Source organism: Geodermatophilus sp. URMC 65, assembly GCF_053502545.1.
In genome coordinates, this window is sequence record NZ_CP199954.1 from 2386886 (window position 1) to 2411856 (window position 24971).

General features: G+C 74.4%; 23 protein-coding genes. 10 read left to right on the forward strand and 13 right to left on the reverse strand.

Features of this window, described 5'->3' with window-relative positions:
• The first annotated feature begins 145 nt into the window (after positions 1-145).
• A complete protein-coding gene (locus tag ACWIX7_RS11605) occupies positions 146-1852 on the forward strand; it encodes an FAD-binding oxidoreductase (protein ID WP_448621686.1) in 1707 nt (568 codons plus the stop codon).
• A gap of 161 nt (positions 1853-2013) precedes the next feature.
• Here the strand turns inward: ACWIX7_RS11605 and ACWIX7_RS11610 are convergent, their stop codons facing one another.
• Complete coding sequence (locus ACWIX7_RS11610; protein ID WP_448621687.1) at positions 2014-2619, reverse strand: hypothetical protein; 606 nt, start codon at positions 2617-2619, stop codon at positions 2014-2016.
• A 5-nt stretch (positions 2620-2624) separates the two neighbouring features.
• Positions 2625-3392, reverse strand: coding sequence for an SDR family oxidoreductase (locus ACWIX7_RS11615; protein WP_448621688.1), 768 nt, complete (start codon positions 3390-3392; stop codon positions 2625-2627).
• A 93-nt stretch (positions 3393-3485) separates the two neighbouring features.
• Between ACWIX7_RS11615 and ACWIX7_RS11620 the strand changes: the two genes are divergently transcribed.
• From ACWIX7_RS11620 to ACWIX7_RS11630, 3 genes are all read left to right on the forward strand, one after another.
• Positions 3486-4709: an arginine deiminase gene (locus tag ACWIX7_RS11620; RefSeq protein WP_448621689.1), complete on the forward strand. Its 1224-nt coding sequence runs from the start codon at positions 3486-3488 to the stop codon at positions 4707-4709.
• 77 nt (positions 4710-4786) lie between these two features.
• Positions 4787-5113 (forward strand): DMT family transporter, encoded by a 327-nt coding sequence (locus tag ACWIX7_RS11625; protein WP_448621690.1) that lies wholly within the window; start codon positions 4787-4789, stop codon positions 5111-5113.
• 2 nt (positions 5114-5115) lie between these two features.
• Positions 5116-5721 carry a TetR/AcrR family transcriptional regulator gene (locus ACWIX7_RS11630; protein ID WP_448621691.1) on the forward strand — a complete coding sequence of 202 codons (606 nt, stop codon included), beginning with the start codon at positions 5116-5118 and terminating at the stop codon, positions 5719-5721.
• On the opposite strand, the gene araA is transcribed toward ACWIX7_RS11630, so the two are convergent.
• From araA to ACWIX7_RS11670, 8 genes are all read right to left on the reverse strand, one after another.
• Positions 5718-7226 (reverse strand): L-arabinose isomerase, encoded by a 1509-nt coding sequence (gene araA / locus ACWIX7_RS11635; protein WP_448621692.1) that lies wholly within the window; start codon positions 7224-7226, stop codon positions 5718-5720. The genes ACWIX7_RS11630 and araA overlap by 4 nt on opposite strands.
• A gap of 14 nt (positions 7227-7240) precedes the next feature.
• Positions 7241-7921 carry an L-ribulose-5-phosphate 4-epimerase gene (locus ACWIX7_RS11640; protein ID WP_448621693.1) on the reverse strand — a complete coding sequence of 227 codons (681 nt, stop codon included), beginning with the start codon at positions 7919-7921 and terminating at the stop codon, positions 7241-7243.
• A 48-nt stretch (positions 7922-7969) separates the two neighbouring features.
• Complete coding sequence (locus tag ACWIX7_RS11645) at positions 7970-9559, reverse strand: xylulokinase (protein ID WP_448621694.1); 1590 nt, start codon at positions 9557-9559, stop codon at positions 7970-7972.
• Between the two features lie 154 nt (positions 9560-9713).
• Positions 9714-10745, reverse strand: coding sequence for a LacI family DNA-binding transcriptional regulator (locus ACWIX7_RS11650; protein ID WP_448621695.1), 1032 nt, complete (start codon positions 10743-10745; stop codon positions 9714-9716).
• Between the two features lie 90 nt (positions 10746-10835).
• Complete coding sequence (gene mmsB / locus ACWIX7_RS11655; protein ID WP_448621696.1) at positions 10836-12101, reverse strand: multiple monosaccharide ABC transporter permease; 1266 nt, start codon at positions 12099-12101, stop codon at positions 10836-10838.
• Positions 12098-13633: a multiple monosaccharide ABC transporter ATP-binding protein gene (gene mmsA, locus ACWIX7_RS11660; protein WP_448621697.1), complete on the reverse strand. Its 1536-nt coding sequence runs from the start codon at positions 13631-13633 to the stop codon at positions 12098-12100. The genes mmsB and mmsA overlap by 4 nt, the downstream gene beginning before the upstream one ends.
• Positions 13634-13813: 180 nt before the next feature.
• Positions 13814-14971, reverse strand: a complete 1158-nt coding sequence (chvE, locus tag ACWIX7_RS11665) for a multiple monosaccharide ABC transporter substrate-binding protein (protein ID WP_448621698.1) — start codon at positions 14969-14971, stop codon at positions 13814-13816.
• Between the two features lie 308 nt (positions 14972-15279).
• Positions 15280-16215: a DUF5926 family protein gene (locus ACWIX7_RS11670; protein ID WP_448621699.1), complete on the reverse strand. Its 936-nt coding sequence runs from the start codon at positions 16213-16215 to the stop codon at positions 15280-15282.
• A gap of 142 nt (positions 16216-16357) precedes the next feature.
• Here ACWIX7_RS11670 and ACWIX7_RS11675 point away from each other — a divergent pair, with 142 nt between their 5' ends.
• The gene (locus ACWIX7_RS11675) at positions 16358-17563 is read left to right on the forward strand and encodes a cytochrome P450 (protein ID WP_448621700.1); all 1206 of its coding nucleotides are present in this window, start codon (positions 16358-16360) and stop codon (positions 17561-17563) included.
• A gap of 163 nt (positions 17564-17726) precedes the next feature.
• Positions 17727-19343, forward strand: coding sequence for a long-chain fatty acid--CoA ligase (locus ACWIX7_RS11680; protein ID WP_448621701.1), 1617 nt, complete (start codon positions 17727-17729; stop codon positions 19341-19343).
• A gap of 57 nt (positions 19344-19400) precedes the next feature.
• On the opposite strand, the gene ACWIX7_RS11685 is transcribed toward ACWIX7_RS11680, so the two are convergent.
• Positions 19401-19859: a hypothetical protein gene (locus tag ACWIX7_RS11685; RefSeq protein WP_448621702.1), complete on the reverse strand. Its 459-nt coding sequence runs from the start codon at positions 19857-19859 to the stop codon at positions 19401-19403.
• On the opposite strand from ACWIX7_RS11685, the gene ACWIX7_RS11690 reads away from it, so the two are divergent.
• A complete protein-coding gene (locus tag ACWIX7_RS11690; RefSeq protein WP_448621703.1) occupies positions 19837-20892 on the forward strand; it encodes a glycoside hydrolase family 6 protein in 1056 nt (351 codons plus the stop codon). The two genes, ACWIX7_RS11685 and ACWIX7_RS11690, sit on opposite strands and share 23 nt — an antisense overlap.
• Here the strand turns inward: ACWIX7_RS11690 and ACWIX7_RS11695 are convergent.
• On the reverse strand, positions 20807-21136 hold the full coding sequence (locus ACWIX7_RS11695; protein ID WP_448612440.1) for a rhodanese-like domain-containing protein: 330 nt from the start codon (positions 21134-21136) through the stop codon (positions 20807-20809). The genes ACWIX7_RS11690 and ACWIX7_RS11695 overlap by 86 nt on opposite strands.
• A gap of 156 nt (positions 21137-21292) precedes the next feature.
• On the opposite strand from ACWIX7_RS11695, the gene ACWIX7_RS11700 reads away from it, so the two are divergent.
• Entirely contained in the window at positions 21293-21802 is a 510-nt protein-coding gene (locus tag ACWIX7_RS11700; protein ID WP_448621704.1) for a PH domain-containing protein, read from the forward strand.
• A gap of 44 nt (positions 21803-21846) precedes the next feature.
• Positions 21847-23397, forward strand: a complete 1551-nt coding sequence (locus ACWIX7_RS11705) for a PH domain-containing protein (protein WP_448621705.1) — start codon at positions 21847-21849, stop codon at positions 23395-23397.
• Positions 23398-23486: 89 nt separating this feature from the next.
• Here ACWIX7_RS11705 and ACWIX7_RS11710 read toward each other — a convergent pair whose 3' ends face one another.
• The gene (locus ACWIX7_RS11710; protein ID WP_448621706.1) at positions 23487-24176 is read right to left on the reverse strand and encodes a response regulator; all 690 of its coding nucleotides are present in this window, start codon (positions 24174-24176) and stop codon (positions 23487-23489) included.
• 59 nt (positions 24177-24235) lie between these two features.
• Here ACWIX7_RS11710 and ACWIX7_RS11715 point away from each other — a divergent pair, with 59 nt between their 5' ends.
• The gene (locus ACWIX7_RS11715; RefSeq protein ID WP_448621707.1) at positions 24236-24970 is read left to right on the forward strand and encodes a sensor histidine kinase; all 735 of its coding nucleotides are present in this window, start codon (positions 24236-24238) and stop codon (positions 24968-24970) included.
• Position 24971: the final 1 nt, after the last annotated feature.

Sequence of the window (24971 nt, forward strand, 5' to 3'; positions counted from 1 at the left end):
GACGGAGGCCCTCCCTGTCCCCTCGCAGGCCGATCGGCGGCCCGGCCGGTCCACGGCTCCGCGGCTCCGCGGCTCCGCGGCGAGCACCTGACCGGCCACCGGGACGGTCGGCGGGTCCGGAGCCGGGCACCGGCACACTGTGGCCGTGCCCGAGCAGCCGGAACTGACCATCCAGGGCTGGGGCCCCGCCGCCGGTCCCCGCGGTGCGACGGGGACCCGCGGGGCGGACGGCGGCCACGGCACCCCGGAGCTCACCGCGTTCCCCGACCTGGCCGAGGTGCTGCCCAGGGCCGCCCGCCGGCACCTGGCCCGGGAGCTGGGCTGGACCCCGCGGCGCACCCCGCCGGTGCCGGTCGCCGGCATCCGGCTGGCGCCCTCCCGGCTGGCCCAGGACTGCCGGCTGCGGTTGGTCGAGCTGCTCGGCGAGGAGCACGTCAGCACCGACCGCGAGGCCCGGCTGCGGCACGCCGGCGGCAAGAGCTACCTGGACCTGCTGCGCCGGCGGGAGGGCGACGCCTCCGACGCCCCGGACGCCGTCGTCCGGCCCGGCAGCACCGAGGAGACCGCCGCGTTGCTGGCGCTGTGCAGCGAGATCGGCGTGGTCGCGGTGCCCTTCGGCGGTGGCACCAGCGTCGTCGGTGGGCTGTCGGGCGTCGACGCCGACGACCGCCCGTCGGTCTCGGTGGACCTCGGCCGGATGGCCTCGGTGCACGCCCTCGACGTCGCGTCGTCCCTGGTCACGGTGGGGCCGGGCGTGCGGGGGCCGGCGCTGGAGGAGCACCTGGGCCGGCACGGGCTGACCCTGGGCCACCTGCCGCAGAGCTGGGAGTTCGCCACCATGGGCGGCTACGCGGCCACCCGCTCGGCAGGCCAGGCGTCCACCGGCATCGGCCGCTTCGACGACCTGGTGGCCGGGCTGACGCTGGCCACGCCGTCCGGGGTGCTCGAGCTCGGCTCGCCGCCGGCGTCGGCGGCCGGCCCGGACCTGCTCGGCCTGGCCCTGGGCTCGGAGGGTGCGCTGGGCGTCATCACCGAGCTGACGCTGCGGGTCCGGCCCGAGCCGCGGGCGCGGCACTACGAGGGCTGGTCCTTCCGGAGCTGGGAGGCGGGGCTGGCCGGGCTGCAGCGGCTGGCCCGCCACGAGCTGCTGCCCGACGTCGTCCGCCTCTCCGATCCCGACGAGACCCGCGCCGACCTGCTGAACGCCTCCGGTACCGGCGCGTCGCTGCTGCGCAGCTCGCTGCGGCTGCGCGGGCGGGCCGCGGGCTGCCTGCTCGTCGTCGGCTGGGAGGGGCTGCCGGCGGCGGTGCGCGCGCGTCGGCGGGCGGGGTCCTCGGTGCTGCGCGGCGCGGGGGCGGTGCGGCTGGGCACGCGCGTCGGGGAGTCCTGGCGGCGCCACCGGTACGCCGCGCCCTACACCCGCGACAGCCTGCTGGACGCCGGGCTGCTGGTCGAGACGCTGGAGACGGCGGCCACCTGGACGGCGCTGCCCACCGTCCACGACGCCGTGCGCGAGGCGCTGCGCACGTCGCTGGGCCGGCGCGGGAAGCAGCCGCTGGTGCTGGGCCACGTCTCGCACGTCTACCCGACCGGCGCCTCGCTGTACGTCACCGTGCTCGCCGACCGGGACGACGCGCTGCCCATCCAGCAGTGGCTCTCGGCCAAGCGCGCCGCGACCGACGCACTGCTGGCCGCCGGCGGCACGCTGACCCACCACCACGCCGTCGGGACCGACCACCGCCCCTGGTTGGAGCGCGAGGTCGGCGCGCTGGGCGTCGACGTGCTGCGCGCGGTCAAGCAGCGGCTCGACCCGCGGGACGTCTGCAACCCCGGCGTCCTGCTGCCCGACTGAAGGAGGCGACCCAACCCCTGCCCACGGTGCGGGGCACGGGCCGAGGTCGCGGGGGAGACATCTCACTCCGGCGACCTCAGGACCTGCTTCCTCCTGGAAGCAGGTCCTGAGGTTCCCGGGTGGACCATGCGGTGGCCGGGGCTCAGCGCCGCGGGAGGAGGTCAGGGCACCTGCACCGTCGTCGTCACCCGCGCCAGGCTCGGTCGCGGCGGCACCGACCCGAACCCGAAGCCGACCGGCGGGCGCACCGCGGCCAGCGCGCCCAGCGGCTCGCCGTCCCACGAGGCCGCCAGCGCCGTGAGCACGTGCAGGTCCTGCACGCCGTACCACTCGGTCCGGCCGTTGCCGGCCGAGCCGGTGGTGCGCAGGCCGGTCAGCAGCCGCGCCGGCCGGTCCAGCAGGCCCACCCACGCCGGCGTGCGGGCCAGGGGCGGCGGGACGGCGCGCAGCAGCCAGCCCAGCGGCGGACGGCGGCCGGTCGCGACCCGCAGCCGCAGCGGGCCGGCGTCGACCGCCCAGGTCCGCGGGTCCGGCCGGCGCACCGTCACCGGGACCATCCGCACCTCGTCGAAGGCGTAGGTGGCGGCGATGAAGTCCGCGGCCTCCCGGGTGGGGGCGAGCAGCAGCCGGGCGCCGTCGGGCCGCTGCACCATGACGTCGGACAGCGGCCCCAGCGACGAGCGCGGCCAGTGACCGACGACGACGCGGGTGCCCGACGCGGTACCGGTCCCGAGGATCCAGCCGTCGAACCGCAGCCGCTGGCCCACCGGCGTCACAGGGTGGTCGCGCGGCCGCCGTCCACCGGGATGACCGCGCCGGTGACGTAGGCACCGGCCCGGCTGGCCAGGTACACGACGACGCCGGCCATGTCGTCGGGCCGGCCGATGCGGCCCAGCGGGGACGACGCGGCGATCTCGTCGCCGTGGGCGGCGAGCGTGGCGGCCATCATCTTCGACTCGAACGGGCCGGGGGCGACGGCGTTGACGGTGATCCGCCTCGGACCCAGTTCCTTGGCCAGCACCCGGGTGAGGTGGTGCACCCCCGCCTTGCTCGCCGAGTAGGAGTAGGTCGGCAGGGACGGCGCGTGCAGCCCGTCGATGCTGCCGACGTTGACCACGCGGGCCGGGTCGTCGTCGGTGCCGGCGACCTCGAGCAGCGGCAGGAACGCGCGGGTGAGGAAGAACGGCGCCTTGAGGTTCAGGTCGAGCACCTTGTCCCAGGCGGAGGCGGGGAAGGTCGCGAACGGCTCGCCCCAGGTGGCGCCGGCGTTGTTGACCAGCACGTGCAGCCGCTCCTCGCGGCGGCCCACCTCCTCGGCCAGGCGCACGCACTCGGCCTCGGTCGAGACGTCGGCGGGGATCGACTCGACCTCGCCGAACGGCGACAGCTCGGCAGCCGCGGCCTCGCCGGCGTCGGCCTTGCGGGAGCTGATGTAGACCGACGCACCGGCCTGCAGCAGCCCGCGGGCCATCATCAGGCCGATGCCGCGGGTGCCGCCGGTGACCACGGCGACCTTCCCGGTGAGGTCGAACAGGTGCACGGGTGGTCTCCTCCCCGTCGTGGGGACGTCGTCGGCCCCCGGCCGGAGCACCGTATCCAGCGGCCGGTGCGCCGCCTGTGCCAGCCTCGGCGCATGACCGCACCCGCCGCCGCCCGGGGCGCCACCAGCGAGGTCGGGCCGCTGCGGACGGTGCTGCTGCACCGGCCGGGCCCCGAGTTGCGCCGGCTGACCCCGCGCAACAACGACCAGTTGCTCTTCGACGGCGTGCCGTGGGTGCGCCGGGCGCAGGAGGAGCACGACGCGTTCGCCGCGGAGCTCACCGCCCGGGGCGTGGAGGTCCTGTACCTGGACCGGCTGCTGGCCGAGGTCCTCACCGAGCCCGCAGCGCGCGTGGAGCTGGTCACGGCCGCCGTCGAGGACCCGCGGCTGGGCGCGACGCTCAAGCGCACCACCGCCGCCCACCTGGCCGACCTCTCGCCCGAGGACCTCGCCCGCGCACTGGTCGCCGGGGTGGCGCACGACGAGCTGCCCGGCGCCCGCGGCCTGTCCTGGGCGCTCATGGCGCGCGGCGACTTCATCGTCCCCCCGCTGCCCAACCTGCTGTTCACGCGCGACTCGTCGGTGTGGGTGGGCGACCAGGTCGCGGTGACGTCGCTGGCGATGCCGGCCCGGCACCGGGAGAGCACCGTCACCGCCGCCGTCTACGCCCACCACCCGCGCTTCGCCGGCGCCGAGCAGCTCTACGACGCCTCCATGGAGCACCTCGAGGGCGGCGACGTGCTGCTGCTGGCGCCGGGGGTGGTCGCGGTCGGCGTCGGTGAGCGGACGACGCCCGGCGGCGCGGAGCGACTGGCCCGCCGCGTCTTCGCCCGCGGGCTGGCGCACACGGTGCTCGTCGTCCCGATCGCGCAGCAGCGGGCCACCATGCACCTGGACACGATCGCCACGATGGTCGACGCCGACGCCATGGTGGTGTACCCCGCCGTCGCCGACTCCCTGGTGGCCTGGACGGTCACCGCGGACGTCCCGCCGGACGACGACGACACCACCGACCTCGTCGTCCGCGGCCCGACACCGTTCCTCGAGGCCGCGGCCGCCGCCATGGGCATCGAGCGGCTGCGGGTGATCGACACCGGTCTCGACCCGATCACCGCCGAGCGCGAGCAGTGGGACGACGGCAACAACACCCTCGCCGTCGCCCCGCGGCTGACGGTGGCCTACGAGCGCAACACGGTCACCAACGCCGCGCTCGAGGCGGCCGGCATCGAGGTGGTGCGGATCGCCGGCTCGGAGCTGGGCAGCGGTCGCGGCGGACCGCGGTGCATGTCCTGCCCCGTGGCCCGCGACCCCCTGTAGCGCCGCGCCGCAGCCGGTTGGTACGACCGTACTAATTTTCTGGTACTGTAGTCCCAATCGAGGTGAGGAGGCCTGCAGTGGCGTGGGCGATGGTCATCGTGGCCGGACTGTTCGAGACGGCCTTCGCGGTCTCCCTGAAGCTGTCGGCGGGGTTCAGCCGGCCGGGGTGGTCGCTGGCGTTCATCAGCTCCGCCGCCATCAGCTTCGGCCTGCTGTCGTGGGCGCTGCGGAGCCTGCCGGTGGGCAGCGCGTACGCGGTGTGGACCGGCATCGGCGCGGCCGGGACGGCGATCGTGGGGATGGTCTTCCTGCGCGACCCGGTGACGACCCTCCGGCTGGTCTCGATCGCGCTCATCATCGGCGGGGTGGTCGGCCTGAACCTCTCCTCGTCGTCGGCCCACTGACCGTGGCCGCGACCGGCGGGGCGTCCCGGGCGGCGACGGCCAAGGGCGCGGCCCGCCGGGAGGCGATCGTGGTGGCGGCGGCGAGGCTCGTCGCGACGGAGGGCCCCGACGGGACGTCGCACCGTGCGGTGGCGGCCGCCGCGGGCGTCCCGCTGGCCGCCACCACCTACTACTTCCGCTCGCTCGACGACCTGCTCGTGGCCGCCGTCGAGCGCGCCGCGGACGACGAGCTGGGCCCGGTCACCGAGCTGGTCGCCGCACTCCCCCGGCGCCGCACGTCGACCGACCGGGTCGCCGGCATCGTCCTGGACGTCGTCCTCGGCCCCGACCGACTCGAGGACGCCGATCTCCAGGCCCACTACGAGCGCTTCCTCGCCGGCGGCCGGCACCCGGCGCTGCGGCCGGTCCTCCAGCGGACCCGACGTCGGGTGGACGCGCTGCTCACCGAGGCGCTGGACCGCTGCGGGCACGCCGACGCCGACACGGCTCAGCTGGTCGCCGTCCTGGACGGGACCGTGATCTCCGCTCTGGTGGAGGGCGACGGCCGCGCCCGGGTCCGGGCCCGGGCGGCGGTCGCCACCCTCCTCGAGAGCGACTCGTCGGCCTAGAGGCCCTGGGCCAGGCGGTGGTAGGCGGCGCCCCAGCGCAGCTCCTTCGCCAGCGAGCGGCGCGTGGTGTCGGCGTCGATGACCACCAGCTCGGTCGCGAACACCTCGGCCAGGTCGGTGAGCTCGTCGGCGCCGATCGCCGTCGACAGCACCGTGTGGTGCGGGCCGCCGGCGGTCAGCCAGCCCTCGGTCGCCGTCTCGAAGTCCGGCCGGGGCTGCCACACCGCGCGGGCCACCGGCAGGTTCGGCAGCGGCTCGTCGGGCTCGACGACGTCCACCTCGTTGGCCACCCAGCGGAACCGGTCGCCCAGGTCGCACCAGCCGACGACGACGCCCGCGCCCGGAGCCGCGGTGAACACCAGCCGCGCCGGGTCCTCGCGGCCGCCGATCGACAGCGGGTGCACCTCGACGCGGGGCCGGTCGCCGGCGATGGTCGGGCAGACCTCGAGCATGTGGGCGCCCAGGATCCTCGGCGTCCCGGTGAGGTCGTAGGTGTAGTCCTCCATGAAGGAGGTGCCGCCGGGCAGCCCGGCCGCGGCGACCTTGAGGGTGCGCAGCAGCGCCGCGGTCTTCCAGTCACCCTCGCCGCCGAAGCCGTAGCCGTCGGCCATCAGCCGCTGGACGGCGAGGCCGGGGAGCTGGCGCAGCCCGCCGAGGTCCTCGAAGTTCGTGGTGAACGCGGTGAAGCCGCCGTCCTCGAGGAAGCTGCGCAGCGCCGCCTCGATGCGGGCCTGGTAGCGCACGGCCTCGTGCTGCGGCCCGCCCGGGCGGGCGTCGTCGGCGAACTCGTACAGGTCGCCGTACTCCTCGACGAGGGCGTCGACGGCCTTGTCCTCGACGGCGTCGACCACGGCGACCAGGTCGTTGACGCCCCAGGTGTTCACCGACATGCCGAAGCGGATCTCGGCCTCGACCTTGTCGCCCTCGGTCACCGCGACGTTGCGCATGTTGTCGCCGAAGCGCGCCAGCCGCAGCGACCGGGCGGCGGCCGCGGCCGTGGCCGCCCGCGCCCACGAGCCGACCCGGGAGCGCACCCGCGGGTTGGACACGTGGCCGGCGACCGTCGTGCGCGGCATGCGCAGCCGGGTCAGCACGAACCCGTACTCCCGGTCGCCGTGCGCGGCCTGGTTGAGGTTCATGAAGTCCATGTCGATCGTCGCCCACGGCAGGGCGGCGTCGGCCTGGGTGTGCAGGTGCAGCAGCGGCTTGCGCAGCGCGTCCAGCCCGCTGATCCACATCTTCGCCGGGGAGAAGGTGTGCATCCAGGTGACGACGCCGACGCAGCCCGGGTCCTCGTTGGCCTCGCCCATCGCCCGCCGGATGGCGGCGGCGTCGGTGAGCACCGGCTTCCACACCACCCGGACCGGCACCTCGGCGGCCTCGTCGAGTGCCGCGGCGACCCGCTGGGACTGCTCGGCGACCTGCTGCAGGGTCTCCTCGCCGTACAGCCCCTGGCTGCCGGTCAGGAACCAGACCTCGTGCGCCTCGAACGGGTCGTCGACCACGGCGGGACCTCTCCTCACTGTCCGTAGACGTTCTGGTAGCGGGCATACAGCGAGTCGATGTCCGACTGCGCGATGGGCAGGGGCTCGCCGAGCTGGCGGGACAGGTGCACCGTGCGGGCGACGTCCTCGGTCATGACCGCGGCCTTGACCGCTGCCTTCGCCGACGGGCCGATCGTGAAGACGCCGTGGTTCTGCATGAGCACCGCCGGGGACCGGGAGTCGCGCAGCGTGGCCACGATCCCCTGGCCGATCGAGTCGTCGCCGATGAGCGCGAACGGGCCGACCGGGATCGGTCCGCCGAACTCGTCGGCCATCGCGGTGAGCACGCACGGGATCGGCTCGGCCCGCGCCGCCCAGGCGGTGGCGTAGGGGCTGTGCGTGTGCACCTGGCCGTTGACCTCGGGCATGTGCCGGTAGACGTAGGCGTGCGCGTCGGTGTCGCTGGAGGGCCTCTTCACCCCGTCGACGGCGTTGCCGTCGAGGTCGCAGACGGTGATGCCCTCCCAGGTCAGCTCGTCGTAGAGGACGCCGCTGCCCTTGATGACGAACAGGTCCTCGCCCGGCACCCGCTCCGACACGTTGCCGGAGGTCCAGGTGACCAGCCGGTTGCGGGTGAGCTCGGCGTGCAGCGCGGCGACGTGCTCGCGCTGCGCCTGGTGGGTGCCGCGCTCGGTGCGGGGCTCGGTGGTGGTCATACGGCCTGCTCCTCGGCAAGTGCGGCGGACGTGGTCACGGACAGGGACTCACAGGCATGTCACGGCGGCCCGCTCGACCGGGAGCCCGGCGACGTACCGCTGCATGAACGCGTCGAAGCCGGCGACGTCGTCCGGCTCGGGCTCGGCGGTCTCCAGCGCTGCGCCGGCGAAGACCGTCGTGTCCAGGTAGTCGGCCAGGCTCTGTCCCGGCGAGCGCCCGGTGGCGAAGGCAGCCAGGACGGCGATCCCCCAGGCGCCACCCTCGGCAGCGACGTCCCCGACGGACACCGGGGTGTCGATCGCGGCGGCCAGGAAGCGTTGCGCCACGCCCTTGGTCCGGAACAGGCCGCCGTGGGCGAACATCCGGTCGAGCCGCACGCCCTCGGTCTTCTGCAGGACGTCCATGCCGATCCGCAGCGTGGCGAGCGACGCGAACAGGTGCGTCCGCATGAAGGTGGCGAGGTCGAACCTGCTGCCCGGGGACCGCACGAACAGCGGCCGCCCCTCCTCGAGGTCGGTGATCGGCTCGCCGGAGAGGTAGTTGTAGGCGAGCATCCCGCCGCAGTCGCTCGCACCGTCCAGGGCGGCCGTGAAGAGGGTCTCGAACACCGCCGACGGGTCGACCTCCGCACCGATCGCCCGGGCGAACTCGGTGAACAGCCCGGCCCAGGCGTCCAGTTCACTGGCCCCGTTGTTGCAGTGCACCATGGCCACCGGGTCGCCGGCTGGCGTGGTCACGAGGTCGAGTTCCCGGTGCATCCGGGTGAGCTCGCGCTCGAGCACGACCATGGCGAAGATGCTCGTCCCGGCCGACACGTTGCCGGTGCGCGGCGCGACCGAGTTGGTCGCAACCATCCCCGTGCCCGCGTCGCCCTCGGGTGGGCAGAGCGGGATGCCGGGACGCAGCCGCCCGGCCGGGTCGAGCAGCCGCGCGCCCGCCTCGGTGAGCTCGCCGGCCGGCTGGCCCGCGGTCGCGATCCTGGGCAGCAGGTCGGCGAGGCTCAGCTCGACCCCGGCTTCGGCCGCCAGCTGGTCGAACCGGGTCAGCATCGGAGCGGAGTAGCCGCCGGTGCCGGAGTCGATCGGGAACATGCCGCTGGCGTCGCCGATGCCGAGGACCTTCTCGCCGGTGAGCTGCCAGTGCACGTGGCCGGCCAGGGTGGTCAGGGAGTCGAGCCGGGCCAGGTGGTCCTCGCCGTCCAGGATGGCCTGGTAGAGGTGCGCGACGCTCCACCGGTGCGGGATGTTGACGCCGAACTCCGCGCTCAGCCGCTCCACCGCCCGGCCCGTGTTCGTGTTGCGCCAGGTGCGGAACGGCGTGAGCAGCTCACCGTCGGCGTCGAACGCCAGGTAGCCGTGCATCATCGCCGACACGCCGAGCGCGCCGACGCTCGCCGGCTCGACCCCGTGGCGTCGCCGCACGTCGTCGGCCAGGGCCGCGACGCTCTGCTGCACCCCCGCCCAGACGGCGTCCAGCGAGTACGTCCACCGCCGCTCGACGAACTGGTTCTCCCAGTCGTGGCTGCCGACCGCGAGCGGAGCGTGGTCCGGGCCGACGAGCACTGCCTTGATCCGGGTCGATCCCAGCTCGATGCCCAGGGCCGTGCGACCTCCGGTGATCGCTTCGCCGGCACTCATCGTCATCTCTCGCGACCCTCTCGCCACGGGGTGGTGGGCCCGGCTCCCGGGGTCCCGGTGAGCGCAGCACCGCCGATCCCCGTACCCCGCCCGTCGGGGACGGCGTCCGGCGACGGAGATGTTAGCGCTAACAACGACACAGTCACAGAGCCTCTCACGCCGGCGCCGGGCCGGTGCTGGAGCGCACGAGGAGCGACGCCGGCACCGGGTCCTGGTGCAGCTCCCGCCCGGCCAGCCGGGCGAGCACGAGTTCCACGGCCCGGCGGCCGAGCTCGGCGAAGTCCTGCCGCACGGTGGTCAGCGGCGGGGTCAGGTACGGCGCCTCGGGCAGGTCGTCGAAGCCGACCACGCTGACGTCCCACGGCACCTCCAGCCCCTCCTCGTGCAGCGCCGCGAGCAGGCCCAGGGCCATCTGGTCGTTGGCGACGAAGACCGCGGTGATCTCCTCCCCGGCGCGCTTGCGCTCGGCGAGCCGGCGGCCGGCCTCGTACCCCGAGGACGGCGTCCAGTCCCCGTGCAGGCACACCGAGACGGGCGCGCCCGCGGCGGCCAGCTCGGCGTGCCAGCCCTCGATCCGGTCCCGGGCCTCCTTGGAGTCGGCCGGCCCGGTGACGTGGTGGACGCTGCGGTGGCCGAGGTCGAGCAGGTGGCGGGTGGCCAGCCGGGCGCCGGCGACCTGGTCGACGCCGACCGCGGGCTCCTCGAGCGCCCCGCCGCTCTGCACGGTGACCAGCGGCAGCGGGGTGTGCACCAGGTGCAGCGCCTCCGCGGCGTCGTCGTAGGTGGCCAGCGCCAGGACGGCGTCCACCGACTGGGCCGTGAAGCGGTCGAGGGCGTCGCGCATCGCCTCGGCGGTGGCCTCGTCCAGCATGGTGACGCTGAGCGAGTAGCCGGCCGCCCGTGCCGCCCGTTCCAGCCCGACGAGGGTCTGCGCCGGGCCGTACTGGTTGATGTTGACGGTGACGAACCCGAGGGTGCGGGTCGAGCCGGTGACCAGTGCCCGCGCGGCGCTGTTGGGCCGGTAGCCCAGATCGCGGATCGCCCGCTCGACCCGCTCACGGGTCTGCGGTGCGACGTTGCGGTGGCCGTTGATCACCCGGGACACCGTCTGGTGCGAGACGCCGGCGCGAGCCGCGACGTCCGACATGACCCGCGCTCGGCTCGCCCCCTCGGGCTCCACCGTCACCCCTCTCCCTCGAGGAGCCGGCCCGCGGCCGCCTCGGTCGATGCCCTGTGGGGCGGCCCCGCGAGACCTCTGCGGGGCCGCCCGAAGGCGTCAGCGGGACGCGCCGGCGCGCCGCTTGTTGTAGACGTCGAAGGCCACGGCCAGCAGCAGCACCAGGCCCTTGACCACCGACTGGATGGACTGGTCGATGCCCATGAGCTGCATGCCGTTGCTCATGACGGCCATGATCAGACCACCGACCATGGCGCCGACGACGGTGCCGACACCGCCGGTGACGGCGGCGCCGCCGATGAACGCCGCGGCGATCGCGTCGAGCTCGAACATGTTGCCCGCGCTGGGCTGGGCGCCGTTGGACCGCGACGAGAAGACGACGCCGGCGACCGCGGCCAGGAAGCCCATGTTGACGAAGATCCAGAAGTTGACCGCCCGGACCTTCACACCCGACAGCGTGGCCGCCGCCAGGTTGCCGCCGATCGCGTACACCTGCCGGCCGAAGACGGTCCGGGTCGTGATGATGCCGTAGGTGATGATCAGCACGGCCAGGATGATCAGCACGATCGGCAGGCCGCGGGCGGTCGCCAGCTGCCAGGCGAAGGCCATGACCACCGCGCCGACGAGCACGATCTTGGTGACGAACAGCGGGAACGACTCGACCGGCTGCTCGTAGCGGATCCGCGCGATCCGGCTGCGGTACTGGCTGACCGCGTACCCGGCGACCGCGATGCCGAAGATGAGGAGGGTGAACGCGTCGTAGCCCTGACCGCCGATGAGGCCGTTGAGGAAGCCGCTGGCGATCCGGCCGTACTCCTGCGGGAACGGCGAGAGCGAGATGTTGTCCAGGACCTGCAGGGTGAGACCGCGGAACAGCAGCATGCCGGCGAGGGTCACGATGAACGCGGGGATGCCGACGTAGGCGACCCAGAAGCCCTGCCACGCACCGATCGCGAGGCCGACGGCCAGCGCGGCGAGCACGCCCACCCACCACGGCATGCCCTGCTGGATGACCAGGACGGCTGAGGTGGCCCCGGTGAGCGCCACCACCGACCCCACGGAGAGGTCGATGTGCCCGGCGATGATCACGATGACCATGCCGATGGCCAGGATCAGGATGTAGCTGTACTGCAGGACGATGTTCGTGACGTTGCCGGGCGACAGCGAGGTGCCCCCGGTCAGCACCGCGAACAGCGCGATGATGACCACGAACGCGACGTAGATGCCGCTCTGCCGCAGGTTGCTCGTCAGCAGGGCGCGGACGTCGCTGGTGCCGGCGTGCAGGGCGACGGCGGGCGCGACGTCCTTGGGTGCCGTGGAGGTCTGCGCCTCCGGCTCCGACGAGGGGGGCACGGTCCTGGTCATGCCGCCAGCTCCTTCTCCTTGGTCATGAGCTCCATCAGGTTCTCCTGGGTCGCCTGACCGACGGGCACCTCACCGGTGATCCGGCCCGCGGACAGGGTGTAGATGCGGTCGCAGATACCCAGCAGCTCGGGCAGCTCGGAGGAGATGACCAGCACCGCCTTACCGGCCGCGACCAGCCGGTTGATGATCGTGTAGATCTCGTACTTCGCACCCACGTCGATGCCGCGGGTGGGCTCGTCGAGGATGAGCACCTCGGGGTCGGTGTACAGCCACTTGGACAGCACGACCTTCTGCTGGTTGCCGCCCGAGAGCTTCCCGACGATCGAGGCGACGCTCGGGGCCCGGACGTTCATGCTCTTGCGGTAGCCCTCGGCGACCTTGATCTCCTCGTTGCCGTTGACGAAGCCCTTGCTGGACAGCTTGTCCAGGGCCGCGGCGGAGACGTTGCGCCGGATGTCCTCGATGAGGTTGAGGCCGTAGTGCTTGCGGTCCTCGGTGGCGTAGGCGATCCCGGCGTCGATCGCCTCGGCGACGTTCTTGGGCCGGACCTCCTTGCCGTGCACGAACATCCGGCCGGTGATGTTCCGGCCGTAGGCGCGCCCGAAGACGCTCATCGCCAGTTCGGTGCGTCCGGCGCCCATGAGACCGGCGATCCCGACGACCTCCCCGGCCCGGACGGTGAAGCTGGCCCCGTCGACGACCTTGCGATCCTGGGTCGGGTGCCAGACGGTCCAGTCCTCGACGCGCAGCACCTCCTCGCCGGGGTGCGACTCGCGCTCGGGGTAGTAGCTCTCCAGGTCGCGGCCGACCATCCCGCGGATGATGCGTTCCTGGGTGACCTCGCCGGCGTGCAGGCTCAGCGTCTCCACCGTCTTGCCGTCGCGGATGACCGTGACGTTGTCGGAGACCGCGGTGATCTCGCCGAGCTTGTGCGAGATCATGATGCTGGTGATCCCGCGCTCGCGGAGCCGGCGCATCAGGTCCAGCAGGTGCGCGGAGTCGTTGTCGTTCAGCGCGGCTGTCGGCTCGTCGAGGATGAGCAGTCGCACGTCCTTCGACAGCGCCTTGGCGATCTCCACCAGCTGCTGCTTGCCCACACCCAGCTGACCGACCGGGGTCACCGGGTTCTCGTCCAGCCCGACCTCGGCCAGCAGGCGGGCGGCTTCGGCGTTGGCCTTGTTCCAGTCGATCAGCCCACCCCGGCCCCGGCGCTCGTTGCCCAGGAACATGTTCTCCGCGATCGACAGGTACGGGACCAGCGCGAGCTCCTGGTGGATGATCACGATGCCCACGTGCTCGCTGTCGCGGATGCCGTGGAAGCGGACCGGCTGGCCGTCGAAGACGATCTCGCCGTCGTAGGTGCCGGTCGGGTAGACGCCGGAGAGGACCTTCATCAGGGTCGACTTCCCGGCGCCGTTCTCGCCGCAGATGGCGTGGATCTCGCCTCGGCGGACCGCCAGGTTGACGTCCTCCAGGGCCTTGACGCCGGGGAAGGTCTTGGTGATGCCGCGCATCTCCAGGATGTAGTCCATGGGACCTCGTCGTCCTGTCGTCGGCGCCTCGTCGCTGGTGGAGGGCGCGCCGCGGATGGTGGGGAGAAGTGTGCGCCACCCCGGCGGGGTGGGCCAGGCCGCGGGATGCCGGGGCCCGGGTCGTGCCGACCGGGCCCGACAGCGGCGCTGCCGGGCCCGGTCGGGCTCAGGGGCGAGCGGTCAGTCCGACTGGCCGCTGGCGACCTCTTCCTGGGTCCAGTAGCCGGAGTCGATCAGCACGGACTGGATGTCGTCCGCGAGGACCGTCTCGACCGGGAGCAGGTAGGACGGGACGACCTTGACGCCGTTGTCGTACGTCTCGGTGTCGTTGGCCTCCGGCTCGTTGCCCTCGGCGAAGGCGGAGGCGGCGGCGACGGCCTGCTCGGCCAGCAGACGGGTGTCCTTGAAGATCGTGGAGCTCTGGACCCCGTCGTTGATCAGCTTGACCGAGGCGATCTCGGCGTCCTGACCGGTGACGACGGCCATCGGCTGCGGCTGGGCGTCCAGCGTCGGGCCGTAGCCAGCGTTCTGCAGCGCGGTGATGATGCCGCGGGAGAGGCCGTCGTACGGCGAGAGGACCCCGTCGACCCGGGAGCCGTCGTTGTAGGCGGAGGTCAGCAGGTCCTCCATCCGCCGCTGGGCGGTCTCCTGCTGCCAACGCAGGATGGCGGCCTGCTCGATGCTGGTCTGGCCCGACTTGACGACCAGAGTGCCGTCGTCGATCAGCGGCTGCAGGACCGACATGGCGCCGTCCCAGAAGAAGAACGCGTTGTTGTCGTCCAGCGAGCCGGCGAAGAGCTCGACGTTGAACGGACCGGTCGCGGTACCCGGCGAGCCGTCCTCGTTCTGCAGGCCGAGGCCCCGCAGCAGGGCGTTGCCCTGGGCGACACCCACCTGGAAGTTGTCGAACGTGACGTAGAAGTCGACGTTCTCGCTGTCGCGGATGAGGCGGTCGTAGGCGATGACCGGGATGTTGTTGGCCGCTGCGTTCTCCAGCTGGCCGGAGAGGGCGGTGCCGTCGATCGCCGCGACGACGAGGATGTCGGCACCCTCGGTGATCATCTGGTCGATCTGCTGCGACTGCGTGGGGATGTCGTCGTTGGCGTACTGCAGGTCGACGGCGTAGCCCTCGCCCTCCAGCTGCTCCTTGACGTTGTTGCCGTCGGCGATCCAGCGCTCGGAGGTCTGGGTCGGCATCGAGACGCCGATGGTCAGGTCCTCTGCCTCGGCGCCTCCGCCACCGGCGCCGCCACTACCGCCGGCGCCCTCGCCGCCACAGGCCGCCAGGGTCAGCGCCATGCCGGCGCTGAGGGCGGCGAAGCCGAGCCTCTTGCTCACGTGATCTCCTCCTCGAGACTGCTGCGCGCTCGACCCGGCGCAGGCCCGCCCGTGGCGAGCGGCACAAGTGTGAGCGTTAACAACCCACTGCCGTCAACCCCTGATCGCCACCTCGGCGTCACGGTCTCGTAACGCCGACCCGGCAGTCGGCCCGTTCGGGTGAGGTCGTCGGCGAATGGTGAGAACCCGGCTACCCGGCGTCGGCACGCGGGGGGGTGCGCACAGCACCGCGGCCCGGTGGACGGACGAGCCCGCACCGGGCCGGGTGGCCGCTGCGGCGACGTCCGCGGGCATCGCCGCAGCGTGGGCTAGCGGAGCGTGATCTGACGGGAGAGCAGGCCCGCGCGGGCCCGGCGCTCGCCGGCGGTCAGCGGGCCGGTCGCGGCCAGCGCCTCCTCCAGGCGCGCCTGGAACGCCGTGGCGGCGTCGGTCCAGTCGGCGGCCGGGGTGCCGGCGGGCAGGTCCCACACCGGCACGAGCAGCCCGTGCGCGCGGAAGGCGCCGGCGTACCGGGTGCCCTCGCCCAGCAGGATCTCGCCCGAGGTGCGCAGCCGGGCCAGCGCGTCGAGCAGCTGCTCCTCCGGCTCGGGCCGCACCCACCGCAGGTGCGCCCGCTCGGCACCCGGCCGCACCCAGTAGGCGGCACCGAGGCCCGGGAGCAGCTCGGTCGGCAGGATCGCCGCGTTCGCCTGCTCCAACCCGGCACGGGCCGCGGTGCCGGCCTCGACGCCCTCCAGCCAGAAGCCGAAGTCCTCGTGGACGGTGACGTCGAACGGCGCCGTGGTGTCGACCAGCTCCTGCAGGCGGGGGCCGGCCGACCCCGCACCGCCCAGCGGACCCGGGTCGACCGGCGCGCCGGCCGGCGCCTCGAGCGCGGCGGCCAGCGCCGTCCCGAGGTCGCGGCTGACGTCGTCGGAGGAGCCCTGGAGCTGGACGCCGAGCAGGATCTCGCCGTTGGCGCGGACCAGCGCCGGGGCGCCGCCGGGCAGCACGCTGGCGAGGGTGACGTCGCGCCCGTCCGTCGTCCGCAGCGGCGCGGTCGCCGCCGGGACCAGCTCGCGCAGCGCGACCCAGTGCTCCTCGCCGGGCAGCCCCTCGAACGGCCGGGTCACCGGCGGGGCGTAGCCCGAACCGTGGCAGTGCTTGTACCGGCGGCCCGAGCCGCACGGACAGGGGGCCTTGGGGTTGACGCCGCTGTCGGCGGCAGGGGCAGCGGGACGCTTGCGGGTCGCGGAGCGGGCCATGGCCCGAGCCTAAGCGGCCCGCTCGCAGGGTCCCCCCGCGAGCCTGCGAGTGGCGGGGGCGAGGGTGGCCCCCGTCCGGAGGCTCGTGCCGAGCCTGCGAGGCGGGCGGGGGACGGGGGTCCTTACTCTACGCTGCTCCGGCGTGATCCCCGCGGCTCCGCCGATCGACCTCACCGACCCCGCCGTCGTCGCCGACCCCTACCCGTCCTTCGCCCGCGCCCGGGCCCAGGCGCCGGTGCAGTGGCACGAGGGCCTGGGGCTGTGGCTGGCGTTCACCCACGCCGAGAGCGACGCCGTCCTGCGGGACCGCCGGCTGGGCCGCATCTGGCGCGACCGGGAGCCGGCCGAGCGCTTCGGCTCCTTCAACCTCGTCCACCGCAACGCACTGCTGGAGATGGAGCCGCCGGACCACACCCGGCTGCGCGGCCTGGTCAGCGCCGCCTTCGCCCGCGGGCACGTCGAGCGGCTGCGGCCCTGGGTGCAGCGGCTGGCCGGCGATCTGGTCGACGGCCTCGTCGAGCACTCCGGCGGGACCGAGCCGGTCGACGTCCTCTCCGGGATGGCCGAGGAGCTGCCGGTCGCCGTCATCGCCGAGCTGCTCGGCGTCCCGGAGGCCGACCGGCCGCTGCTGCGGCCGTGGTCCAACGCGATCGTGAAGATGTACGAGTACGGCCGGACGCCGGCCGTCGAGGACGCCGCCGAGCGTGCGGCGGACCAGTTCGTCACGTACCTGCGCGCGCTGGCCGCCGAGCGCCGCCGCACCCCCGGCGAGGACCTGCTCTCGCACCTGGTCGGTGTGCGGGACTCCGACGGCGACCGGCTCACCGAGGACGAGCTGGTCACCACCTGCGTCCTGCTGCTCAACGCCGGGCACGAGGCGACGGTCAACGTCAGCGGCAACGGCTTGCTCGCGCTGCTCCAGCACCCCGACCAGCTGGCCCGGCTGCGCGACGACCCCGGCCTGCTGCCGACCGCCGTCGAGGAGTTCATGCGGTTCGACTCGCCCCTGCAGCTGTTCGAGCGGACGGCCACCACCGACGTGCAGGTGGGCGGGGTGACCGTGCACGAGGGGCAGAAGGTCGCCGCGCTGCTCGGGGCGGCCAACCGGGACCCGGCGGTCTTCCCCGACCCGGACCGGTTCGACGTCGGCCGGACCGACAACCCGCACATCACCTTCGGGGCCGGCGTGCACTTCTGCATCGGCGCCCCGCTGGCCCGCGTGGAGCTGCAGGCCTCCTTCGGCGCCCTGCTGGAGCGCACCTCCCGGCTGGAACTCGGCGGGGAGCCGGTGCGCCGTCCGGAGTTCGTCATCCGCGGCCTCGCCGAGCTGCCCGTCGTGCTGTGCTGACCCTCGGCCTCCGACCGCGGCCACGTGCCGTCCCCGGTGCCGCTGAGCCCGTCCCGGCCCTCTTCGGAGGAGCCCCCGGCCCCACTCCTCGGCCCGCCTCGCAGGCGGCTCACCTGGGCAGTCGGTGTGGAACGTGAGCGGGCTCACTGGCACGATTCCGCTCATGCGCGGCCTCATGCAGGACTACCCCCTCACCATCGACGCGATCTTCCGGCACGTCGAGCAGCACTACGGCGACGGGACGATCGCCACCGCCGGCCCCGGCGGGATCACCCGGACCACCTACGCGGAGTGGGCCGACCGGACCCGCCGGCTCGGCGGCGTGCTCGACACCCTCGGCATCAGCGCCGACGGCCGGGTCGGCACCTTCGGCTGGAACAGCCAGCGCCACCTGGAGCTGTACTTCGCCGCACCGAGCACCGGCCGCGTGCTGCACACGCTCAACATCCGGCTGTTCCCCGAGCAGCTGACCTACATCGCCAACCACGCCGAGGACGAGGTCGTCTTCGTCGACCGCACGGTCCTGCCGCTGCTGTGGCCGCTGGTCGACACGATGAAGACCGTCCGGCACGTCGTGGTCATGGACGACGGCGGCGACAACGAGATCCCCGACGACCCCCGCGTCTCCGACTACGAGACGCTGCTGGCCGAGGCCTCCCCGGTCGACTTCCACGTCACGGACGAGAACAGCGCCGCCTCGATGTGCTACACGAGCGGCACCACGGGCAACCCCAAGGGCGTCGTCTACTCGCACCGCTCGACGTGGCTGCACACGATGGGTGTGATGGCGCCCAACGCCTTCGGGCTGGGCATCCAGGACGTCGCGATGCCGGTCGTGCCGATGTTCCACGCCAACGCCTGGGGCATCGCGCAGGCCGCGCCCGCCGCGGGCGCCTCGCTGGTCATGCCCGGCTCGATGATGCAGCCCCAGGCGCTGGCCGACCTGATCGTGGACGAGGGGGTCACCTTCACCGCGGGCGTCCCGACGATATGGCAGGGCGTGCTCCCGCACCTGGCCGGCCGGCCGCACAAGCTGCGCGACATCGGCTGCGGCGGCTCGGCGGTGCCCAGGGCGTTGAGCGAGGCCTACCGCGAGCAGGTCGGCCTGCCGATCCTGCAGGCCTGGGGCATGACCGAGACCCACCCGGTCGCCTCGTCCGGGGTCCTGCCGCGCCGGTACGCCGACGCCGACGACGAGACGAAGGCGGCCCAGCGCGCCCGCGCCGGCACCCCGTTCCTCGGTGTCGAGGCCCGCATCGTCGACGCCGAGACGCTCGAGCCGCAGCCGTGGGACGACGAGGCGACCGGGGAGCTGCAGGTCCGCGGCCCGTGGTGCGCCCAGGACTACTACAACCCGGACGCCGGTGTGGTGCTCTCGACCGAGGACGGCTGGATGCGCACCGGTGACGTCGCCGCGATGGACCCCTACGGCTCGATCCGGATCGCCGACCGCACCAAGGACCTGATCAAGTCCGGCGGGGAGTGGATCAGCTCGGTCGACCTCGAGAACGCGATCATGAGCCACCCCAAGGTCAAGGAGGCCGCCGTCGTCGGCGTCCCGCACCCGAAGTGGGACGAGCGCCCGCTGGCCTGCGTCGTCGTCAAGGAGGGCGAGACGATGACGGAGCAGGAGGTCCTCGACCACCTCAGGCCGCAGGTGGCCAAGTGGTGGATGCCCGACGCCGTCGAGTTCATCGACGAGGTGCCCAAGACCAGCGTCGGGAAGTTCTCCAAGAAGGACCTGCGCAGCCGCTTCGCAGAGTTCCCCGCGCGCGGCTGAGCGTCCTCCGAGGGGGTCCGTCCGCGCGAGTGGGCGGACCCCCTCGTCACGTCACTGTCACGCGGGGATGTGGCACACCGAGTCAACCCTGTTCGTGAGGATCCGGAAACGTTCCACTACGTTGCGCGCATGGCGTTCGCGCCGGATCGCCCCTCGCCGGATCGGCTGACCGACCCGACCCCCGGCACCCCGGGCCGGACTGCTCGCGCCCTCGCTCCTGGCCCCCGAGGCGCCGTCCGCGGCGCAGCCGTCCATCGAGCAGGCCCGCAAGACCCGGACGGCGCCCACGTCGGCGCCGGTCCCCACGCCGACGACGTCCGCTCCCCTCCCGAGCACGGCGACGCCGAGCGGGACGACCCCCACTCCCACCGCCTCTGCTCCCACGAGCACCACCGCGGCGACGAGCGCCACCTCCGGTACGGCCGGCACCACGACCGCCACGGCGACCGGCTCGACCGCCGTCCCGGCCGCCACCGGCAACCCGCTCGCCGGGATGACCTTCCACGGCCCGAACACCGGCGCGGCGCAGGCCGCGGCGCAGCCGGGCCGCAGCGCCGCGGACGCCGCGGCGCTCGCCGAGCTGGCGGGCGTGCCCACGTCGCTGTGGCTGGGCGCGTGGAGCGGCGACGTGACCGCGACGGTCCGCCGGGAGGTCGCCGCCGCGCAGGCCGTCGGAGCCGTGCCGGTCCTCGTGACCTACAACGTCCCCGACCGCGACTGCAGCGGGTACTCCGCTGGCGGGGTCGGCTCGTCGGCCGAGTACCTCCGGTGGGTGCAGGCGGTCGCGGCCGGCATCGGCCACGCCGACGTGGTCGTCGTCGTGGAACCCGACGCGCTCGCCCAGCTGTGCGGCGACCCGGCCGAGCGGCTGGCGGTGCTGCGCTCGGCGGTGGACCTGCTCGAGGCCAACCCCGGCACCCGCACCCACCTCGACGCCGGGAACGCGACCTCAGTCGGCGCACCGACCATGGCCGAGCGGCTGCGCGCCGTGGGGGTGACCGCCGCGGACGGCTTCGTGCTCAACGTCTCCAACTTCGAGACCACCGCGGACAACGTCGCCTACGGCCAGCAGGTCTCCGCGCTGCTGGGTGGGGCGCACTTCGTCGTCGACACCAGCCGCAACGGCAACGGTCCCGGCACCGACTGGTGCAACCCCGCGGGCCGCGCCCTCGGCGAGCGACCGACGGCGCAGACGGGGCAGCCCCGCGTCGACGCCTACCTGTGGGTCAAGCGCCCCGGCGAGTCCGACGGCACCTGCAACGGCGGCCCGCGGCCGGGACCTTCTGGGACTCCTACGCGATCGGGCTGGTGCGCGGGGCATAGCCCCCGCGCCGCGGTCCGCTCCTCGCTCGCAGAGCTCGCTGCGATGCTCCCGCGGCTGTCAGCGCACGACCACCTCGGTGCGCTTCCGCGCCGCGGTCCGCTCCTCGCTCGCAGAGCTCGCTGCGATGCTCCCGCGGCTGTCAGCGCACGAAGGGCTGCTGGCCGGTCTCGCTCACCATGGGCCGCCCGGCCGCCTCCCACTCCCCCATGCCCCCGCCCACGTTGACCGCGTCGTAGCCGTTGGCGTTGAGCCAGGCGGCCACGCGGGCCGAGCGCCCGCCGCCGCGGCAGGTGACGTAGAGCGGGTCGGCCTCGGGCAGCTCCTCCAGCCGCGCCGGGACCTCGCCCATCGGGATGTGGGTGGCGCCGTCGATGTGGCCGGTCACCCACTCGTCGTCCTCGCGCACGTCGAGGACGACGGCGTCCTCGGGCACCTCGCTGGCGGGCACGGTCGGGACCTGCTGCGGCATCACCCCTCCCATCGTGCCACCGGCACGGGAGGCGGCTCCGCGCCCTGCACCACCGGCGGTGATCATGGGGTCGTTGCAGACGACACGCGCGGACTCGCCGTGGGGACCGGCACGAACCCCATGATCACGGCCGGGGTCGCTGACAGGATGGGGACGATGACCGCCGACGCTCCCGCGCCCGTCCGCGACCCCGCCTGGTCGCTGTCCCGCTCGGCGATCAGGCTGTGGGTCGTCGAGGGCGTGATCGGCGCGCTCGTCTGGGCCGTCGTGGTCACGGCCGTCCTGGTCTTCGTCCCGGACGACGCGCTGCCGGCACCGCTGCGCTGGGCGCTCGTGGCGTTCGCGGTGGTGGAGGCCGCGGTGACGATCGGGATCCGGCCGTGGGTCCGCTTCCGCGTGCACCGCTGGGAGGTCACCGGCGAGGCGGTCTACACCCTCACCGGCTGGCTGACCCGGACCTGGACGCTGGTGCCCATCTCGCGCATCCAGACCGTCGACGTCACCCGCGGCGTGCTGCAGCAGCTGTTCGGGCTGGCCACGGTGGCGGTGCTGACGGCGTCCTCGCAGGGCACGGTCCGGGTGCTGCACCTGGAGGCCGACGTGGCCCAGCGGGTCGCCGACGACCTCGCCCGGCGCGCCGAGCTGGTCCGCGACGAGGCGACGTGAGCGGCCCTGCCGTCCCTCCGGCTCCGCCGGGCGGGAGCGAACCGGTGAGCAGCGCGAGCGGCCCCGCCGTCTCCCCGGCGCCGCCGGGCGGAGCCGGACCGGTCAGCGACCCCGCCGCGGGCGTCGGCGGCGGTGGCGCACCCGGGGGGCGGCCACTGCGGGCGTCGCCCCGCGTGGTGCTGGTGCACACCGCCACCTTCCGGCAGGCCCGCCAGATGGTGCCGGTGCTGATCCCGGTCGCCGCGCTGGTCGGCCTGGACGACGGGCTGCTCACCATCGTGGTCATGGCGGCGGTCATCACCGCCCTGTCCCTGGTCGCGGCCGTGCTGAGCTGGTGGCGGTTCGGCTACGCCGACGGGCCGACGGCGGTGGTGGTGACCCGCGGCCTGCTGGCCCGCTCGGTGCGCACCGTGCCCAACGACCGGATCCGCGGCGTGGAGGTCGAGGCCCCGCCGCTGCACCGGCTGCTCGGGCTGGTGCGGGTCCGCATCGACGCCGCGGCCGGCTCGGTCGGGACGAACGAGGAGGAGCTCGTCGTCGACGGCGTCCCCCGCGCCGAGGGCGACCGGCTGCGCGCGCGGCTGCTGGCCCGCCGTCCCGCCGGGGTGCCGGCACCGGAGGGCGCGCAGGCCCCCGAGGCGCCGGTCGAGGAGGAGCTCTCCCGCTTCCGGCCCCGCTGGCTGCTCTACGCGCCGCTGGTCGGCAGCTACCTCGTGGTCCCGCTGGCCGCCGTCGGCACGCTGTTCCGGCTGGTGCAGGAGCTCCCCGACGCCGTCGTCCCGGACCTCGTGGGTCCCGAGCCCTCCCCGCACGTGGTCGTCGCCGGGCTGGTCGCCGCGGTGCCGCTGCTCGCCGTGGCCGCGGTGGTCGGGGCGGCCGTCGTCAACTGGGGCTACCGGCTGGTGCGGCGCGGCGGCTCGCTGGTCGCCGTCCGCGGGTTGCTCACCCGGCGGCACACCGAGCTGGAGGTCGACCGCATCCGGGGCGGCACGCTCAGCGAGGGCCTGGGCATGCGGTGGGTGCGCGCGGCCCGGGTCAACGCCCTGGTCACCGGCCTCGGCCAGGCCAACCGGCGCGGTCAGCTGCTGCCCCTCGGTCCGCGCGCCGAGGCGCTGCGGCTGCTCGGCCGGCTGGTCGAGGACCCCGGCCCGCTGACCGGCCACCCGCCGGCCGCCCTGCGCCGCCGGCTGGTGCGGGCCCTGGCCGTCGGGCTGCTGGTGACCGCGGCGGGGGTCTGGGCGGCGGCCGCCCTCGGGTGGTGGTGGGTGCCGGTCGTCGGCGTCGTCCTCACCGCGCTGGGCGTGCCGATGGGCATCGGCCGGTACCGCGCCCTCGGCCACGGCGCCGGGCCGCGGTCGTTCAGCGTCCGCAGCGGCTGGCTGGTGCGCGAGCAGGCCGTGCTGCAGCGCCGTGCCGTCGTGGGCTGGCAGGTCCGGCAGAGCGTGTTCCAGCGGCGGGCCGGGCTCGCCACCGTCGTCGCCTGCGTGGGCGCCGGCAGCGGGGGCTACGCCGCGGTGGACATGGCCGCCGCGGAGGTGCCCGCCTTCACCGCAGCGGCGTCGTCGGGGACGTGGGCGGGGACGCTGGCTCCCTAGGCCGTCCGCACCCGCCCGCACCGCGCGTGTCGATCACCGTCGTGGGTAGCCGGGGGGCGATGGGATGCGGACCTGCGCCGGTGCGGATCTCAGCCCTGCCTGCCGTTGCTGCCCAGGTGCACTCGCCCTGCCAGCGCCGCGGCCTCGACGCGGGTGGCGACGCCCAGCGTGCGCAGCAGCGCGGCCACCAGCCGCTTCGCCGTCCGCTCGGACACGTGCAGGGTCGTGGCGATCTCCACGGTGCTCGCGCCGTCGGCCACCAGCCGCCACAGCCGGCGCTCGTCCGCGGTCAGCCGATCGGCCAGGCCCTGCTCCCCGGTGGGCGCGGAGTCCGCGAGCAGCCGGCGCAGCAGGTCCTCCGGGATCACCGACCAGCCGTCGAGCACGGCCAGCAGCGGGCGCACCAGCGCCTCGGGGTCGGCGGTCTTGGGCAGGTAGCCGGCCGCGCCGGCGCGCAGCGCCTCCAGGACGGCGTCCTCCTCGGCCTGACCGGACAGCGCCACGATCCGCACCGTCGGGTCCGCGCGGCGGATCGCCGCGATCGCCCGCGTGCCGCCCGGCGGCGGCATGTGCAGGTCCACGACGGCGACGTCGGCGTGGTGCCGGCGCACCATCGCCGCGGCCGCGGAGGCGTCGTCGGTCGTCGCCACGACGCGCACCCGCCCCTCGCTCACCCCCGGCAGCAGCAGGGCCAGGCCCCGGCTGAACAACGGGTGGTCGTCGACGAGCACGACGTCGACCTGCGGACGGCGCTCAGCACCGGCGTCGCTCGGCTCCATCTCTCCCCAGACCGACAGCTGCGCCGGCGCGGCTGACCGGACGCACCACGGAGGTGCCCATGACCCTGGCCGCGAACCCCTCGACGTCCCTCCAGTCCCACGGCGCGCTGCCGACCCTGCGCCGCCTGCTGCGGCGCCGGGCGCCGGCGCGGCCGGGCAGCGGGGAGGCGCAGGAGCCCAGCGAGGCGCTGGTGCGGGCGCTGTGCCACGACATGCGCTCGCCGCTGGCCTCGCTGGAGGCGCTCCTGGGGGCGCTGGAGCGGCCGGCCGGACCGGCGGCCGACCCCGCGGAGGTGCTGGAGCTGGCCCGCGCACAGACCGCACACCTGGCCTCCATGCTGCGGACGGCGGCGGCCACGGGCGGGGTGGCGCCGCTGGGGCGGGGAACGCGCCGGCTGGGGGACGTCGTCCGTGCGTCGGTGGCCGCCTCCGGGCTGCCCGACGCCCAGCTGACCGTGCAGCTCGGTCCCGGCGCGGAGGACGTCGCCGTCGCCGACGCCCGGGTGCAGCGGATCCTCACCAACCTGCTGGAGAACGCGCACCGGCACGGGGACGGCGCCGCGGTCCGGCTGGCCGTCCGATGTCGGTCCGGCTGGGTCGACCTGGCGCTGACGCAGACCGTCGTCCGCCCGGAGCGGCTGCTCGGGCACCTGCGCACCGACTCCCCGCCACCGGACCTCACCGGCCTGGGGCTGTGGTCGGTGCGGCGGCAGACCGGCGAGCTCGGCGGCCGGATCGTGTGGGCCGAGGACGGCGAGTCCCTGACGCTGACCGTGCAGCTCCCCGACCGCTGAG

Coding starts and splice junctions, on each gene's coding strand:
- ACWIX7_RS11710 (WP_448621706.1), bottom strand. CDS start 24,176: ATGGAGCCGAGCGACGCCGGTGCTGAGCGCCGTCCGCAGGTCGACGTC.
- ACWIX7_RS11715 (WP_448621707.1), top strand. CDS start 24,236: ATGACCCTGGCCGCGAACCCCTCGACGTCCCTCCAGTCCCACGGCGCG.
- ACWIX7_RS11680 (WP_448621701.1), top strand. CDS start 17,727: ATGCGCGGCCTCATGCAGGACTACCCCCTCACCATCGACGCGATCTTC.
- ACWIX7_RS11620 (WP_448621689.1), top strand. CDS start 3,486: ATGACCGCACCCGCCGCCGCCCGGGGCGCCACCAGCGAGGTCGGGCCG.
- ACWIX7_RS11700 (WP_448621704.1), top strand. CDS start 21,293: ATGACCGCCGACGCTCCCGCGCCCGTCCGCGACCCCGCCTGGTCGCTG.
- mmsA (WP_448621697.1), bottom strand. CDS start 13,633: ATGGACTACATCCTGGAGATGCGCGGCATCACCAAGACCTTCCCCGGC.
- ACWIX7_RS11695 (WP_448612440.1), bottom strand. CDS start 21,136: ATGCCGCAGCAGGTCCCGACCGTGCCCGCCAGCGAGGTGCCCGAGGAC.
- ACWIX7_RS11645 (WP_448621694.1), bottom strand. CDS start 9,559: ATGAGTGCCGGCGAAGCGATCACCGGAGGTCGCACGGCCCTGGGCATC.
- ACWIX7_RS11670 (WP_448621699.1), bottom strand. CDS start 16,215: ATGGCCCGCTCCGCGACCCGCAAGCGTCCCGCTGCCCCTGCCGCCGAC.
- mmsB (WP_448621696.1), bottom strand. CDS start 12,101: ATGACCAGGACCGTGCCCCCCTCGTCGGAGCCGGAGGCGCAGACCTCC.
- ACWIX7_RS11690 (WP_448621703.1), top strand. CDS start 19,837: ATGACCTTCCACGGCCCGAACACCGGCGCGGCGCAGGCCGCGGCGCAG.
- ACWIX7_RS11640 (WP_448621693.1), bottom strand. CDS start 7,921: ATGACCACCACCGAGCCCCGCACCGAGCGCGGCACCCACCAGGCGCAG.